The following is a 16,132-nucleotide window of genomic DNA, read 5'->3' on the forward strand; positions in this document are numbered from 1 at the left end:
CCCGAACAGAGGTATATGCTGATAGCATCCTTTCGTGGAGAAAAAGCCGCTAATGGCATATCGCCTTCATGGCCACTATCATATTGGTAATGATAGGTACCAAAACCAATAATGCTTGGCCCCCACATTTTAGGTTCAAGGCCGGTAACTTCCTTGCACATCGCGATCATACGGTAGCTATCGGCCCGTTTTTTCTCATCGGGTATCTCATTGATAAAGTCATCAACGCTTACTTCGGTTTCGTTGGTTTTATTTTTTGCCATGCTGATGGAATTGTAACCTAAATATAGCTAAAATATCAAAAAACAAAAAAGCCATCCGTTGAATAATGGATGGCTTTTCATTGGTACAGGGAAAACTATAAGTTGTTGATCGTTTCCTGCTCTTTTAACGCAGCGATATTGTTTTTAGCACTAAACGTGTCGGTTTGCCCGGCAAAGTATTCTAAAATGCTCTTTACAGCGTCCAGGTTATCAGCCACGCGCTGGTGCATATCGGGCAGGTCTTTCTCCAGACGCTTATCGCCGAGGTCCATATTATCTACTTCAATTTTAGCCAGCTTTTGTATCAAAGCCGTTTGGCTGTTCTTTAAATCCTCCAACTCGTGGACAATTTTCTCCATCAAATCAAATTTCCTGATCTTATCCATCTTGTTCGTTTTTATAAGGGTTAAACTTATGATATGGCAACAATGGACGGATAAGATTGTTTTGTTTATACCGCAAACAATTGCCCTATATCCTTAAATGCCTTAAACTCCAGTGCGTTTCCACAAGGATCCAAAAAGAACATGGTGGCCTGCTCGCCGGGTTTGCCTTTAAAACGGATGCCCGGTTCTATCACAAATTTGATGTTGTGCTTCTCCAACTTGGCTTCCAGTTCGTGCCAGGCATCCCATTCCAACACCACACCATAGTGGGGGATAGGTACATCATGCCCGTCGACTGGATTATGGTGCAGTTGTGGCGCATCGGCCAGTTTGGGTTTGTAATGGATCACCAATTGATGCCCGTATAGGTTAAAATCGGTCCAGAGGGTGTCGCAGCGGCCTTCAGGGCAGTCCAGTACCTCGCGGTAAAATTTGCGGGCTGCTTCCAGGTCGTAAACCGGTATGGCGATGTGGAAAGGTTGTATATTGCTCATATAGTATGTTGTTATAAATAGCTAAGGGTGGTGTGCAGCAGTTGCTGCTAACGCTTCCCCCAATATGAAAAGGAAGTACGCGATGAGTGCTAATGAGATCAAAAAATAGAACACACATTCGAGTGTTGTTATCCTCTTAGATATCCGCAAAAACACCGAATTTATAGTGATCATAAACAAATAGAACGTTCCCGTAACAGCAAGCATCTTTGTCCAGTTTTCCTGGTAACCAAATAGCGCCCTAATAATAGAAAACTGTGCTATAAGTAACAGGCTAAACATTAGTTGCAAAAACCTATACCAGCCCGAATTAAAAAAAACCTCTCGTTTAACAGTTGAATTTTGGTATTGGAAACCAAAACAAAATGCCAGTGGTGTTAATATTAGGTAGGGTATATACTCCATTGATGATTGGTTTACGTTGCAAAATTTATAACCTTTTCCTCATCAATTAATACCCCGGTATAGCGATGTGGAAGGGTTGTATATTATTCATTTTATTGTTTTTATGTTATTTTAGTTAAAAATAAATGCTACTTTGGTCTATCTAAACTAAACTTATGACAGGTATTTTTACGTTCATGGACAACTCGCCATATTTGCTGCTTTTATTATGGCCACTGTTTCTATTGGTACTATTACTTACTACACTCATTCTTATTTATGTTTGGGTAACCCGGTTTTTGAGACTAAAAAAAGAGCAAAATGACTTGCTTCGCGAGTTTATCAATAAATGGGATAAAAAACAGTCATAACTTTTTCTTCATACAAATACTATCATCAGTCCCCGCGTATTGCCCGTAGTTTTCAATGTGCCAATACCCTGCTTTGGCGTACAAAGCCACTGCCTCCGGCTGGTTAAGCCCGGTTTGCAGGATGGTATGGCTGTAGCCCGATTCTTTCGCCCGCTTTTCAAGTTCCGCTGATATAGCGGCGGCAATCCCTTTGCCCCTAAACCCCGGTTTTACAAACATCCGCTTAACTTCGGTAGTCGCGGCTTCATATTCTTTGATGGCGCCGCAGCCTGCAGGTACATCATCCGCGTAAGCTACAACCACCTGTTTTATCTGTGCCAGACTGTTAAACTGCCCGAAAAACTCTTGTTGCGCACCGTAACGCTCATCCAGTTCCTTATCGAGCAGGGCTACTAACGCTTTGAAATCGGGACTATCCGAACCGCTGCGAACCAGTTTTAAATCCATACCCTAAAATATCGCTATTTTTCAAAATTTCTCATAAAATATGCACATATTTGGACTATAACCTAAATCATCATGATGCGCTTTATACCAACCTTTTTTACCCGCCTTTGCGCCCTGTTTTTAATTGCCGCTGCGTTACATAGCTGCGCGCCCGATAAAAACGGCATCTACATCAACGATAAAATCAGCAGCGGCAAACGCGACAAATTTAAAGCACTTACCGACCAATTGTTTGCTGCCGCCAAAAGCAATGACGAGCCAACTATTGAAGGCTTGTTATCGCGCGAAATGTTGGCCGACCCCAAATACAAGCGCACCTTCGAGATGATGTACAACGAGAGTAAAGCCGGTAAGTATACCATACTCGATCAATATTATATAAAAACCAAAGCATCCGATACCAGCTACACACTGCGTCCGCCTGACAGTCTTTATAAACTACCCATAAGCGCCTCGACCCGCGAAACCTACGTGGCACTCATGGTGCTTGAACAAGGCGGCGATAAATGGTTGGCCACAGCGGTTTACGGCAATTACGACTATGGCTGGAGACTGGGCGAATTACATTTTGACCACTATGCCATTAATGGTAAAACCGCGCCCGAACTATATGCCCTTGCCAAAGCCGATTACAACAAAGGCTTCCTGGTGGATGCCATGAACAATCTTGAATACGCTACCAAATGCCTGCGCCCTGCCGAAACCTGGCAGTACAAACAGGAAGACGATATTGCCAAATTCTACGGTGAGGTATCGACCGATGCTTACAATAAGTATAACTTCCCGATTATTATACCCGCTCCGGGCAGCCCGGCCATCTTTAGGATAATGACCCAAACTATGCCGGGCGGCGGCTATGCGCCGACCATTAAGTACCTCACCAAGATTGACGTAAGGGACACTGTGGCGCTCAAAAAAGAGTTCGAAGGTGTAAAAAAAGTCATCGGTAAGCTATTTCCGGGTATCGATCAGGATAAAAAGTGCATCATCTTTTCGGCCTATAACAAGCGCCCCGAAGGTAACTCGAACCCGCTTTCGTATGATATGGTAGATGTGTTGAAGTAATGTGCAAATGTGCGTATTTCCTAATGTGCAAATCACAGGTCTCAAAGCGACAATGCACCAATGACCAATGAACCAATGAACCAATAAGCTTTCCTGCATGGATTCGAACCACGACCGACAGAGCCAGAATCTGCCGTGCTACCGTTACACCACAGGAAAATGATGTACTAAATTAGGTATTTTTCAAGATAAGTCATTTAATCATTGCGTCATTTAGTCATTGGACGGTGGGGGAGGTAAAAGTAGGATATTTTTTTCTGTTGACTCTTGACTCTTGACTCTAAAAGGGGGGGGGGTAAAAGTAGGATATTTCAAAGAACCATTTCTTTCCCTGCTACTCTTAACTGCCACTGCCACTAAAAAGAATGGGGGGTAAAAGTGAGATATTTCAAAGAACCATTTCCCCCCTGCTACTGTCTGCTGCCACTGCCACTCCAAAAAAGGGGGGGGGGGATTTTGTAAGAATAATTTTAACATTCCAACTTTACAACCTTTCAACAAAACAAAAACACAATATAGCGAAAATTTTTGAGATATGGAAAAGAAATTAGCTTACACCGACCATATCCTGAACAATTAAAAACTCACAAATACATTAATTAGTTAATATTAGGCTTACAATATCTTCTTTATTTTTATATAAACAATTATTAGCCTTATTGATATGTTTATTATTCCCGAAAAAAGTTTAGTGTATCCTTTCGTGTTGCTTTTTATCGTTTTAAGTGCTTGTAAAAAACCTGCACAAAGCGATATAGTTTCCATCAACTACGCTATTACCCCCGGCTCGGTGCCTTATGTGCAGGCATCGGGTGTGTATATATCGGGTACTGTGCCACTGCACGATAGTATTGCTGCTGCCAATGTTTGGCTAAATGGGTCTATGTTTAGTTTGCCGACTGTAAGTGGAGACACGCATGGCATTACGTTTCAAGGCAAAGATGTGTACGTAACCGGGCTATCCCAAAATAAGCCTGTATATTGGAAGAACAGTGTAATATCAGCGCCTTTTGAAGTGCCTGCAAATTACTCTGTAAATGTTTTCGGCATAGCGGTTTCAGGGAATGATGTATATGTTTCAGGGACCATTTTTTCCATTAGTGCAGGTAGTATGGCCGTATATTGGAAAAATGGCACTATCAATTATTTAAGTACGAACGGCCAGCAACCATTACTTGGAACAGGAGCCAACGGTATAGTCATTTCGGGTTCGGATGTATATATATGCGGAGAATTTGATTTTAATGCTGTGTACTGGAAAAATGGGGCGATGGCTACATTAACTACAGGTACAGATATTGGTATCGCGGTATCAGGCAGTGATGTTTATGTTTTGGGCGTTGAACAGGCAAATGCCCAACACCAGTACGACTTGCCTGTATATTGGAAAAATGGTGTACCTGTTTACTTAACGGGCTTTGCGACTGTTAGCAGCATTGCAGTACAGGGTACGGACGTGTATGTCGCCGGAAACATATTTAGTACCACCAATATACATACCGTAGCAGGATATGCTAAAAATGGCATCATTACAAATCTTAACACTGGTTTCGATGGGTCGTTTGCAAATGCAATATGTGTAAATAATGGTAATGTATACGTAGCCGGATTAGGTTATAACGGCACCTCGCCAACATTAGGCGTCTATTGGACAAACGGCGCCAATCCGGTCATTTTATCGAGCCAACGCGCTTTTATAAGTGGTATTGTATATGTTCCATAAAACGCAAACAGGGCACTGATACATCAGCACCCTGTCCACAAACTATTTAAAACACTTGTAAATTATACAGAAAAACTCTCGCCGCAACCGCAGGTACGCGTGGCGTTGGGGTTATGGAAGTTAAAACCTTTGCCGTTCAGGCCGTCGCTAAAATCAAGCTCGGTGCCTGCCAGGTAAAGGAACGATTTCATATCCAAACAAAAACGAACGCCTTTGTCCTCGAAAAACTGGTCGCCCTTTTTTTCTTCGTTATCAAAATCGAGGTTGTATGATAAGCCCGAGCAACCGCCGCCCTGTACAGATACCCGCAGGAAATAGGACGAATCCATCCCTGCCTCATCCATCAGCTGGCCTATTTTGCTTTTTGCTTTATCGGTTATTGTTACCATGTTTGTAATGCGTATTGCGATATTCGTATTGCGATAAACACGCGCAGTACGAACATCAATTTGTTATTACTGTTTAGACGACCCTAAGCTTATTAAGTTTAAGTCTAAATAGTTACTCGTAAAAAAGAGATTTGGTTATCGCAATACGCAATACTCAAATCTCAATACTATTAGTGGTGCACCTTGTCGCTTACCAACGCTTCCATACCGTTTTTAACGCGGTAATCGTTAATGGCAGCTTTAATGGCGTCCTCGGCCAAAACCGAGCAGTGGATTTTTACCGGTGGCAAGGCCAGTTCTTCCACAATATCCATGTTGTCAATCTTCATGGCATCGTCGATGCTTTTGCCTTTTAACCACTCCGTTGCTAACGACGATGACGCGATAGCGCTGCCGCAGCCAAAGGTTTTAAATTTTGCGTCGGTGATGACGTTGTTTTCGTCAACCTCAATTTGCAAACGCATTACGTCGCCGCACTCCGGTGCGCCAACAAGCCCTGTGCCTACGCTGTTCTTACTTTTATCCAAAGTACCAACGTTGCGGGGGTGGGTGTAATGATCAATTACTTTATCTGAATAAGCCATTTTTTTAAGTATTTAGTTTAAAGTCTTAAGTAAAAAGTCTTTAAACGGTGCAATATTTTTATTTTTAGTTATCTATTAAATTTCAAAAAACACTTCTGACTTCGGACTACCGACTTCAGACTTCTTCCCTTAATGTTCCGCCCACTCGATCGAATCCAGATCGATGCCTTCTTTAAACATTTCCCATAAAGGGGACAGGTCGCGCAGGTGGGTCACCGCTTTTTTGGTCACCTCGATGGCGTAATCTACCTCCTCTTCGGTGGTAAACCTGCCTAAACCGAAACGGATGGAAGAGTGTGCCAAATCGTCCGACAAGCCTAAACTCTTCAATACGTATGATGGCTCCAAAGATGCCGAAGTACAAGCCGAACCCGAAGATACCGCCAAATCTTTCATCGCCATCATCAAGCCTTCACCCTCTACGTATTTGAACGATATATTGGCAACATGCGGCAAACGGTGTGCCACATTTCCGTTTACATAACTTTCTTCCAGTTGGGTTAACGATGCTTCCAGTTTATCGCGCAAAGCAGATAAACGTTTGGCTTCGCTTTCCATTTCCTGTAGGCAAATTTCGCAGGCTTTACCAAAACCAACAATGCCCGGTACGTTTAAGGTACCCGAACGCATACCACGCTCATGGCCGCCACCGTCCATTTGGGCGGTAACTTTAACCCTCGGGTTTTTACGGCGAACGTATAACGCGCCTACACCTTTGGGTCCGTACATTTTATGCGCGGTCATGGCCAAAATATCTATGCCGTCTTTTATAACGTCAACAGGTACTTTACCAACGGCCTGTGTGGCGTCTGTCATAAACAGGGCACCAAATTTATGGGCTATGGCTGCAATTTCTTTAACAGGTTGTATCACGCCGATTTCGTTGTTGCCATACATTACGCAAACCAAAATGGTTTCGCTGGTCATGTGTTGCTCCAACAGGGCAAGGTCAAGTAAACCATCGCTTTGTACCGGCAGGTAGGTTACGCGGGCACCTAATTTTTCGAGGTGTTTACAGGTATCCAACACCGCTTTATGTTCGGTAGTGCAAGTAATGATGTGGTTACCTTTTTCCTGGTACATTTCAAAAACGCCTTTTATACCCAGGTTATCGCTTTCTGTAGCGCCCGAAGTGAAGATGATTTCCTTTTCGCTGGCGCCAATCAGTTTGGCAACCTGCTCGCGGGCATAATCAACGGCTTCTTCGGCTACCCAGCCAAAAGGGTGGTTACGGCTTGCGGCATTACCAAACTTGTTGGTAAAGTAAGGCAGCATAGCGTCCAACACCCTCGGATCCATTGGGGTAGTGGCATTATTGTCTAAATATATCGGCAGATTCATTGCTTAATTAGATTAAGTTTAAATAACGCTTCAAATATAAGGAATTGTTTTATTTAAAATCATTATAAACAGTGAAGAAAAATGCAGTAGGCAGTCATTATTTTGCAATATTTGGATAATGAACAAGATTGAACACATAGGCATTGCCGTGCGCGACATGGCCGCCGCCACCGACATATACGAGCGCCTGCTCAATACCAAAGTATATAAAACCGAAAGTGTGGCCAGCGAGTACGTTAACACGGTTTTTATGCAGACCGGCCCTAATAAAATAGAGCTCTTGGAAGCCACCAGCCCCGACAGCCCCATTGCTAAATTCATCGAAAAGAGGGGCGAAGGCATCCACCATATCGCCTTCGATGTAACCGACATCCGCGCCGAAATGGCCCGCCTCAAGGCCGAAGGTTTTACCTTATTGAACGAAGAACCCAAGAAAGGCGCCGATAATAAACTGGTCTGCTTTGTACATCCGAAGGGGGTGAATGGGGTGCTGATTGAGTTATGCCAGGAGATTGGATAGGTTTTATTTCGAATTTCTGATGTGGGATTTCGGATTTATTTTAAACCAAAATATATGATTCACTCTCGTCAGCAGGTAAGTTTCGGCTAAAAGCTGGATGAACAGGCAGGGCAGGAGCGCGGGGAGAGGGCATAGCAATTTTTTCCTGAAGCGTAGGCCAGGTGCGCGAACGCGGAAAAAGGTTGCAGCCCGTGGTTCATCCGGCTTGTGCGGTAGGGCAAGTGCGGCAAAGAAACATTCCTGCTGACAAGCATTTTTGTTTCTTTTGATGCCTCAAAAGAAAAATCACACCACCACCACATCCTCAAAATACTTTTCAAATATCCCTTTAGCACGTTCCTTTTCATCATACGTAGGTATAGGTGTACCAATTAAGGGGTAAATCAAACCCATTGCCTCCCATTTGTGTATACCCAACTGGTGATAGGGGATAATCTGCACTTTTTCAACGGTTTTATAGTTGCCAAAATGCTGCGCCCATTGTTCCAGGTATTCGGGTTGGTCTGTCCAGCCGGGTACCAGCACATAACGTAACCACATGGGTTTGCCGGTGCTTTCGCGATAGGCGGCCAGTTGCAGCGTAGTTTTGTTGCTTTGTTTGGTCAGTTTTTGGTGCCATTCATCGTCGATGTGTTTTACATCGAGCAGCAGCAGGTCGGTATGGTTCAGTAGTTCGTGCACGTCGGGCGTGTTGAGTTTCCCGTTCGAGTCGAGGCAGGTATGTATGCCCTGTTCTTTCAGCTTTTTAAAAAACGTGGTCAGTTTACTGCGCTGCAGCAAGGGCTCGCCGCCCGATACGGTTACGCCGCCGCTATCGCCAAAATAGCCTTTTTGGCGTACGGCACGTTTTACCAGTTCATCAATCTCCACCAATATGCCACCTTTAACATCCAACGAGTCGGGGTTGTGGCAATACAAACACCTAAACTGGCAGCCCTGCACAAACACCACCATGCGTATGCCGGGGCCATCGTGTGTGCCAAAGGTTTCCAACGAGTGAATGCGTAAATGGTCAGGGTCATTTACGTTGAGATGAGCAGCTTCAATATCCTGTAAAGGCAAGTACATGGTTTATAATTAAAAAAGGGCCGGACTTTATTAAAGCAAATCCGGCCCCCAAATTAACACAAAAATTCAGTTTACATACTTTCGTGGAAAGTACGGTTGATTACTTCCAACTGATGCTCGCGCGATAGCCTTACAAAGTTAACGGCATAGCCCGATACCCTGATGGTCAATTGCGGGTACAACTCGGGGTGCTCATAAGCATCAACCAGCGTAGCACGGTCAAGCACGTTTACGTTCAGGTGGTGCGCGCCTTGGTTAAAGTAACCATCAAAGGTGTGCACCAGGTTATCTACCTGCTCGGTACGTGTATCGCCCAGCGATTTTGGCACCACCGAAAAGGTGTTGGATATGCCATCTTGCGCGTCGCAATATTTCAATTTTGCAACCGAGTTTAAGGATGCAATGGCGCCACTGCAGTCGCGACCGTGCATTGGGTTGGCACCAGGTGCAAACGGTTCGCCGGCTTTACGCCCGTCGGGAGTGGCGCCGGTATTGGTACCGTACATTACGTTGGATGTGATGGTTAGCAACGACAGGGTAGGAGTTGCATTTTTGTAGGCCATGTGTTTACGCAGCTCGGTAACAAAAATATGGGTAACCTCTTTTGCAATTTCATCCACACGATCGTCGTCGTTACCAAACTGAGGATATTCGCCTTCAATTTTAAAGTCAACGGTAAGGCCCTTTTCATTACGTATAGGGGTTACTTTGGCATATTTTATGGCCGATAAAGAGTCGGCAATAATAGATATACCGGCAGCACCATAAGCAATGTCAATATGCGGGTCGGTATCAACCAATGCCATTTGCGCACGTTCGTAATAGTATTTATCGTGCATGTAATGGATAATGAACATGGCTTTGGCATACACACGGGCCAGTTCGCTCAGGGTGCGGCTGAACACATCTACCACCAGGTCGTAATCCAATGCACCTTCAGGCAGTTCCGGTATATTTTTTATTACCTGTGTTCCATCCAACTCTTCGCGGCCGCCATTCAAGGCAATCAGCAATGCTTTTGGCAGATTGGCACGTGCGCCAAAGTGTTGTATGGATTTACCTATTTTTTGGTAGGATACGCAGCAAGCAATACCATAATCGTCCGATCCGCGGTTTTCGCGCATCAGGTCGTCGTTTTCGTATTGTAGCGATGAAGTATCGATAGATACCTGCGCGCAGAATTTTTTGAAGCCTTCGGGCAATTTTTCAGACCAAAGTATGGTCAGGTTTGGTTCGGGCGATGCACCCAGATTGTACAGTGTTTGCAAAAACCTGAACGAAGTGCGGGTAACCTTAGTACGTCCGTCGTGCAGAATACCGCCTATGGCTTCGGTAACCCAGGTAGGGTCGCCGCCAAATATTTCATCGTACGATGCAGGGCGCAAATGCCTAATCAGGCGCAGTTTCATAACAAACTGGTCTATCAATTCCTGTGCGCCTTCTTCGTTAAGCAATCCGCATTCAATATCGCGTTGAATATAAATATCTAAAAAGGCCGAAACATTGCCTAAGCTCATGGCAGCGCCATCCTGCTCTTTCACAGCGCTCAGGTATGCAAAGTATACCCATTGTACAGCTTCGGTTGCATTTTGGGCAGGTTTGGTGATGTCAAAACCATAAGTGGCTGCCATAGTGGCCATATCCTTTAATGCACCTATCTGTGCAGTTATTTCTTCGCGCAGGCGCACTTTGTGTTCGGTCATTTCGCCGGCTACATCTGCAAGGTCAGTTTTTTTGAACTGTATAAGCTGGTTGGTGCCATAAAGGGCCAAACGCCTGTAATCGCCGATGATACGGCCACGGGCGTAGTTATCGGGCAGGCCGGTAAGTACGTGTTTTGAACGGAAAGCCCTTATTTCGGCATCGTAAGCGTTAAACACGCCTTCGTTATGGTTTTTGGCGTAGTTAAATATATCGTGCACGCGGGGCGATATTTTGAGGCCGCGTTCGTTAAGGGCGCTTTCTACCAGTTTTATGCCGCCAAAAGGTTTCATGGAGCGTTTCAGCAACATGTCGGTTTGCAAACCGGCTATTACTTCGTTTTTACGGTCGATATAGCCCGGGCCGAATGCGGTGATGGACGAGATAGTTTCAGTATCGACAGCCAGCACGCCGTTGTTTGCACGCTCTTTGGCCAGAGCCGCCGCGCAGGCCTCCCAAAGCTTTTTTGTTTTTGCCGATGGCCCCTGTAAAAAGGACGCGTCGCCGGTATAAGGGATAATGTTTTTTACAACAAAATCGTAAACGTTAAGGTGGTTTGTCCACTCGCCTGTTTCAAAGTTTGACAGTGTTTCTGCGGTTTTCATGTGTTTTGGTATTAATTTGTTACACCAAAGTTACTCTGGTCGCAAATGCCCAAACGTGCGCTAAATCACTAATAAAACTATTAGTATATTGAAAATTTTAACAGTTGTAATCTTGATAAATTAACAGATTGTTAATTATGTCCATGTTTTATTGATTTTTTGTTAATATAATGTGGCGTTTTTTTTATCGGGTTTTGTAAAAAGTGATAAATACCATGGTTTTGGCAGGATTAATTGGGGGTGAAAAAGCGGGAAAAAGGAATATATATTTCGGATTTCGAATATCCGATTTCGGATTTGTCTTTATCTTTAAATGATGATTTTACTGAACATGCCTGAATTATTTGGAATTGGTTTAGAGGTGTATATAATCCTTTTGGTACTGGGCACACCAATGTTTTTCTTTTGGCGATGGTTGTTCAAGCATATCAAACCTGGGTCAAAAAGGCTTTTATTAACCTGTTTCGCTACCATTATTGGTTCACCAATTATATACCTATTGTTTATCGCGGCTTTTATATTTTGTAGCGAGTATTATCCAAATCGCGATTTCGACAAGAAACAATGGTTGGCCGATAGCACCAGGCGGTATGAATATTCAAAGGATATCATTAGCAGTAAAATGCTTATTGGTAAAACACAGCAGCAGGTAAAACAAATTTTGGGTGATAGCGGAAACAAGGATAGCGAGGTAACCTGGTACTATGAATTAGGATATAGGCCGCAAATTACCGGTATTGATCCTGATTATTTAGAAATTGATTTTAAATACGGTAGAGCGACCGAGATAGTACAGCATTTCAAATAGGATTTCACTAAACCATTCCTACACCATATCCGAAATCGAAAATCCGACATCCGAAATCAAAAACATTTCTCAATTAATTTTTACTAAATAAAAAATAACACTATATTTGCGCCTCTTTTGAAAGGAAAGATATTACAATGAAGAAAGACCTGCACCCGAAAAATTACAGATTGGTTATATTTAAAGACTTGTCTAACGACTACGCTTTTATGACTAAATCTTGCATCGATACCAAAGAAACCATTAAATGGGAAGACGGTAACGAATATCCATTGATCAAATTGGAAATTTCGCATACTTCGCACCCGTTCTATACCGGTAAAATGAAACTGGTGGATACCGCCGGCCGTATCGATAAATTTAAGAACCGTTACAACCGCTAATCGGTTTCTAAAAAATAATATTTTAAAGTCCCGGCCTTGCTTCGGGACTTTTTTTATTTTTGTGCAATGGCGATCATCCTGTTCGACGATAAAGCGCACCAAACGCTTTTACCCTTAACCTTTACCCGCCCCGTTGCCGATATGCGCATAGGGATACTCACCATTGCCGAAAAATGGGCCAAACACTTTAACCTCGAACATTCATTTCATACGCAGGAATACCTACAAGGCAAGTTCCCGCTCGTGATAGAGGAACGTAATCTGTTTATCAATGGTTCGGTTTGCCCGGATGAAGAGTTGTTGGAAGCCATTGTGAAGCTCCATGGTTCGGAAGTTTTGGTAAAAGGCGGGCTTTTTATCGCCGTAAAGCTGAACGAAAGCGACGCTAAAGAGTTTAACGTCGCCGATTTTTCCAAATACAAACCCATCGATTATCACGGTACTTTTATATCGATAAAATACCCCGAAGATATTTTCAAACACAATCCGGTCGAAATCCGCAAGGACTATAAACTCCTGACCGAAGGCCGTACCAGCACCAATATCAGTTCCACCAACACCATTATGGGCGATGATATCTTTGTGGAAGAAGGCGCAGAGGCGGAGTGTTCCATTTTCAATACCAAAATAGGCCCTATATACTTAGGCAAAAACTCGCAGGTATGGGAGGGGAGCGCCATACGCGGTTCGTTCGCGTTGTGCAATGATTCGCAGGTGAAAATGGGCTCCAAAATATACAGCGGCACTACTATTGGCCCTTTTTGCCGTATTGGCGGCGAGGTGAACAACTCGGTGCTGTGGGGTTATTCATCCAAAGGACACGAGGGCTATTTGGGCAATTCGGTATTGGGCGAGTGGTGCAATATTGGCGCCGATACCAATAACTCCAACCTGAAGAACAACTATACCGAAGTAAAACTGTGGGACTATACCACGCAGCACTTTCGCCCCACAGGTATGCAATTTTGCGGTTTGATTATGGCCGACCATGCCAAATGCGGCATCAATACCATGTTTAACACCGGCACGGTGGTAGGCGTGGGCGCCAATGTTTTTGGTGGGGGATACCCGCCTAACTTTATCCCCGATTTTGGATGGGGCGGCAAAAACCATATGGAGCTTTATCGTTTAGACAAGATGATGGATACCGCTCAGCGCGTATTCGACAGGCGCGACGGCCGGGTATTCGACGACAACGAAAAAGCCATCCTGACCAAAGTATTCGAACTAACACAACCATACAGAAGATTTTAATAATACATCATGAGACAAAAAATTGTAGCCGGCAACTGGAAAATGAACCTCGACCTTAACGAAGGTATCACCTTATTTAACGAAGTTGCGGCCTTTATTGCGCAGGATATTACCGGCAGCCAGCAAGCCATTGTTTGCAGTCCGTACATACATTTAAGTGCTTTAACCGCTTTGGCAAAAGGCAATACCAAACTATCGGTGGGGGCGCAAAACGCGCACCAGGCAGAATCGGGCGCTTATACCGGCGAGATTTCGGCCAAGATGCTCACTTCGGTTGGTGTTACTTACGTGATATTGGGCCACTCGGAGCGCCGCCAGTATTTTGGCGAAACCAACGAACTGCTGGCCAAAAAAACCGATACCGTATTAAAACACGGTTTAAAACCCATCTTCTGCATCGGCGAAACCTTGCAGGAGCGCGAAAGCGGTGTGTATTTCGATATCATCAAACAACAACTGGTTGAGGCGGTGTTCCATTTGGAGGCATCTGAGTTCAGTAAACTGGTGATAGCTTACGAACCGGTTTGGGCCATAGGTACAGGCGTAACTGCGAGTGCCGAGCAGGCGCAGGAGATACATGCTTTCATTCGCAAAGAAATTGCCGCGAAATACGGCCAGGCTGTTGCCGATGGTATCAGCATCCTGTATGGCGGAAGCTGCAACCCTAAAAACGCCCCCGAACTGTTCGCAAAACCCGATATCGACGGTGGCCTCATCGGCGGTGCATCGCTAAAGGCAAGGGATTTTGTGGATATATTGAAAGTGTTTAATTGATTGCGTATTGAGATGTGCGTATTGCGTATAGCGATAAAGGTCCAAAAATAGGGACGAATGGGTGAAGAAAATCAAATTTGGATATGTTTAGCTCATGTTTCAGCAAATCAAGATACTGAAAGTGTTTTGAAATCGGGCAAAGGAGCTTATGTTAATGTTTAAGGTTATGCTATCAACCCCCTTGATTTCGAGATTCAAATCAAGAATGCTTTAGATGAAATGGGATTGATCCTGTTGTCAATTGAAGATGAAGAGCCGTTTTCTGTGAGGATTAGTGAGTGGGAAGTTAACGATATGATATTAGAAAAAGCTAAACAAGTTGAACAAACTAAGAATATTCGATTTACAACGTTCCACACCTACTCAGAATAATTAAATCGCAATACGCAATACGCCCATCGCAATACTCAAAATGAACTACTATTCCCTCACTTTCACCACCCACCCAACTGAAGCTTACCAGCAGGACCTGCTCATCAACGCCCTGGCGGAGTTTGGTTTTGATACTTTTGAGGATACAGATAAGGGCTTTGTAGCCTATATTCCCGAAGAGGGTTTTTACACCGAGGAGTTGGACGAAGTATTGGAGCCATACGCGGCAATGTTCGCTTTTTCGTACGAGGCGGCACTTATCCCCCAAAAAAACTGGAACGAAGTATGGGAAAGCAATTTTGAACCCATTGAGGTGTTGAACAAGGTTTTTGTGCGCGCCACCTTTCACCAGCCAAAACCTGCGTCTGCATACGAAATTGTAATAGACCCGAAAATGGCTTTTGGCACGGGCCACCACCAAACCACTGCCATGATGATGGAATGGATGCTGGAAACAAACTATGTTGACAAAACCGTTTTGGATATGGGTTGCGGTACGGGCATCCTCGCCATACTGGCCTCAAAAATGGGAGCGAAGCAGGTTACCGCTATCGATTATGACGAAGTTTGTTATGACAGCACAATCGAAAACGCGCAATTGAATAACATCAATAATATCATCCCGCTATGCGGTTCGAAGGAAGCCATACCTGATGAAGTTTACGACATCATTCTCGCCAACATCAACCGCAATATCCTGCTCGACCAAATGGCCCGCTACACCGAAGTATTAAAACCCGGCGGCGAAATTTACTTCAGTGGCTTTTACGAATCGCCCGACCTGGGCATCATCACCGCCGAAGCCAAGCGGCTTGGCCTCACCTATATAGCCCACAAAAAAGATAAAGAATGGGTGTCGGCTAAGTTTAAGTACTAAAAAACGTAAGTTTAAACATTGTTTTTATTCAACATCGTTTAATGTTTTAAACATTAGTTATAGTTTATAACTAATTTTATTTGTAAAATAGATTTTCTTTGTAACTTAGGTTTTTCTTTATAACTAATAAACTTAAATGAGGTTTTATACCCTGTATGGATATAAAAGAATTTTTAATGTTTAAAGGTACTTTTACCAGAAAAGATAAAGAGAACTGCCAGATTGAAAAACACTTACAACAGATAAAAAATTATTGATATTATATGGTCTGATTGGTATATGCCAAACAGGTCGAAAAATTTTTACAAGAAACTTAACGAGAA

General features: G+C 43.8%; 17 protein-coding genes and 1 pseudogene. 8 read left to right on the top strand and 10 right to left on the bottom strand.

The annotated features are described in order from the left end of the window. The 4 genes and pseudogenes from QZX97_RS04245 to QZX97_RS04260 all read right to left on the bottom strand — a co-directional run. Nucleotides 1–263: pseudogene (locus tag QZX97_RS04245) on the bottom strand (DUF1801 domain-containing protein); the annotation flags it as partial. Between the two features lie 95 nt (nt 264–358). Next, a complete protein-coding gene (locus QZX97_RS04250; RefSeq protein WP_295654526.1) occupies nt 359–649 on the bottom strand; it encodes a hypothetical protein in 291 nt (96 codons plus the stop codon). A gap of 65 nt (nt 650–714) precedes the next feature. Further along, entirely contained in the window at nt 715–1,143 is a 429-nt protein-coding gene (locus QZX97_RS04255) for a VOC family protein (RefSeq protein ID WP_295654528.1), read from the bottom strand. Between the two features lie 749 nt (nt 1,144–1,892). Next, a complete protein-coding gene (locus QZX97_RS04260) occupies nt 1,893–2,345 on the bottom strand; it encodes a GNAT family N-acetyltransferase (protein WP_295654529.1) in 453 nt (150 codons plus the stop codon). A gap of 72 nt (nt 2,346–2,417) precedes the next feature. Here QZX97_RS04260 and QZX97_RS04265 point away from each other — a divergent pair, with 72 nt between their 5' ends. Continuing rightward, nucleotides 2,418–3,410: a hypothetical protein gene (locus QZX97_RS04265; RefSeq protein WP_295654531.1), complete on the top strand. Its 993-nt coding sequence runs from the start codon at nt 2,418–2,420 to the stop codon at nt 3,408–3,410. A gap of 664 nt (nt 3,411–4,074) precedes the next feature. Further along, entirely contained in the window at nt 4,075–5,133 is a 1,059-nt protein-coding gene (locus tag QZX97_RS04270) for a hypothetical protein (protein WP_295654533.1), read from the top strand. Nucleotides 5,134–5,195: 62 nt separating this feature from the next. On the opposite strand, the gene QZX97_RS04275 is transcribed toward QZX97_RS04270, so the two are convergent. The 3 genes from QZX97_RS04275 to QZX97_RS04285 form a co-directional block, all read right to left on the bottom strand. After that, on the bottom strand, nt 5,196–5,522 hold the full coding sequence (locus QZX97_RS04275; protein ID WP_295654535.1) for an iron-sulfur cluster assembly accessory protein: 327 nt from the start codon (nt 5,520–5,522) through the stop codon (nt 5,196–5,198). 170 nt (nt 5,523–5,692) lie between these two features. Continuing rightward, entirely contained in the window at nt 5,693–6,106 is a 414-nt protein-coding gene (gene iscU / locus QZX97_RS04280; protein WP_295654537.1) for a Fe-S cluster assembly scaffold IscU, read from the bottom strand. Between the two features lie 129 nt (nt 6,107–6,235). After that, nucleotides 6,236–7,447, bottom strand: coding sequence for an IscS subfamily cysteine desulfurase (locus tag QZX97_RS04285; RefSeq protein WP_295654539.1), 1,212 nt, complete (start codon nt 7,445–7,447; stop codon nt 6,236–6,238). Nucleotides 7,448–7,565: 118 nt separating this feature from the next. Here QZX97_RS04285 and mce point away from each other — a divergent pair, with 118 nt between their 5' ends. Continuing rightward, complete coding sequence (gene mce, locus QZX97_RS04290) at nt 7,566–7,967, top strand: methylmalonyl-CoA epimerase (protein ID WP_295654541.1); 402 nt, start codon at nt 7,566–7,568, stop codon at nt 7,965–7,967. An 86-nt stretch (nt 7,968–8,053) separates the two neighbouring features. Here mce and QZX97_RS04295 read toward each other — a convergent pair whose 3' ends face one another. The 3 genes from QZX97_RS04295 to pflB all read right to left on the bottom strand — a co-directional run bounded on the left by QZX97_RS04295 (nt 8,054) and on the right by pflB (nt 11,341). Next, nucleotides 8,054–8,221, bottom strand: coding sequence for a hypothetical protein (locus QZX97_RS04295; RefSeq protein ID WP_295664247.1), 168 nt, complete (start codon nt 8,219–8,221; stop codon nt 8,054–8,056). A 31-nt stretch (nt 8,222–8,252) separates the two neighbouring features. After that, nucleotides 8,253–9,035: a pyruvate formate-lyase-activating protein gene (gene pflA, locus QZX97_RS04300; protein WP_295654543.1), complete on the bottom strand. Its 783-nt coding sequence runs from the start codon at nt 9,033–9,035 to the stop codon at nt 8,253–8,255. A 71-nt stretch (nt 9,036–9,106) separates the two neighbouring features. Further along, nucleotides 9,107–11,341: a formate C-acetyltransferase gene (gene pflB / locus QZX97_RS04305; protein WP_295654545.1), complete on the bottom strand. Its 2,235-nt coding sequence runs from the start codon at nt 11,339–11,341 to the stop codon at nt 9,107–9,109. A 331-nt stretch (nt 11,342–11,672) separates the two neighbouring features. Between pflB and QZX97_RS04310 the strand changes: the two genes are divergently transcribed. The 5 genes from QZX97_RS04310 (at nt 11,673) to prmA (ending at nt 15,809) form a co-directional block, all read left to right on the top strand. After that, nucleotides 11,673–12,149, top strand: a complete 477-nt coding sequence (locus tag QZX97_RS04310; protein ID WP_295664250.1) for a hypothetical protein — start codon at nt 11,673–11,675, stop codon at nt 12,147–12,149. 137 nt (nt 12,150–12,286) lie between these two features. After that, a complete protein-coding gene (locus QZX97_RS04315; RefSeq protein ID WP_295654549.1) occupies nt 12,287–12,532 on the top strand; it encodes a type B 50S ribosomal protein L31 in 246 nt (81 codons plus the stop codon). A gap of 66 nt (nt 12,533–12,598) precedes the next feature. Then, nucleotides 12,599–13,786 carry a putative sugar nucleotidyl transferase gene (locus QZX97_RS04320; protein WP_295654551.1) on the top strand — a complete coding sequence of 396 codons (1,188 nt, stop codon included), beginning with the start codon at nt 12,599–12,601 and terminating at the stop codon, nt 13,784–13,786. Between the two features lie 9 nt (nt 13,787–13,795). Further along, nucleotides 13,796–14,560, top strand: a complete 765-nt coding sequence (gene tpiA / locus QZX97_RS04325; protein WP_295654553.1) for a triose-phosphate isomerase — start codon at nt 13,796–13,798, stop codon at nt 14,558–14,560. Nucleotides 14,561–14,972: 412 nt separating this feature from the next. Further along, nucleotides 14,973–15,809 carry a 50S ribosomal protein L11 methyltransferase gene (prmA, locus tag QZX97_RS04330; protein WP_295654554.1) on the top strand — a complete coding sequence of 279 codons (837 nt, stop codon included), beginning with the start codon at nt 14,973–14,975 and terminating at the stop codon, nt 15,807–15,809. Nucleotides 15,810–16,132: the final 323 nt, after the last annotated feature.

It is taken from the genome of uncultured Mucilaginibacter sp., assembly GCF_903893715.1.
In the GTDB taxonomy this organism is placed as follows: Bacteria; Bacteroidota; Bacteroidia; order Sphingobacteriales; family Sphingobacteriaceae; genus Mucilaginibacter.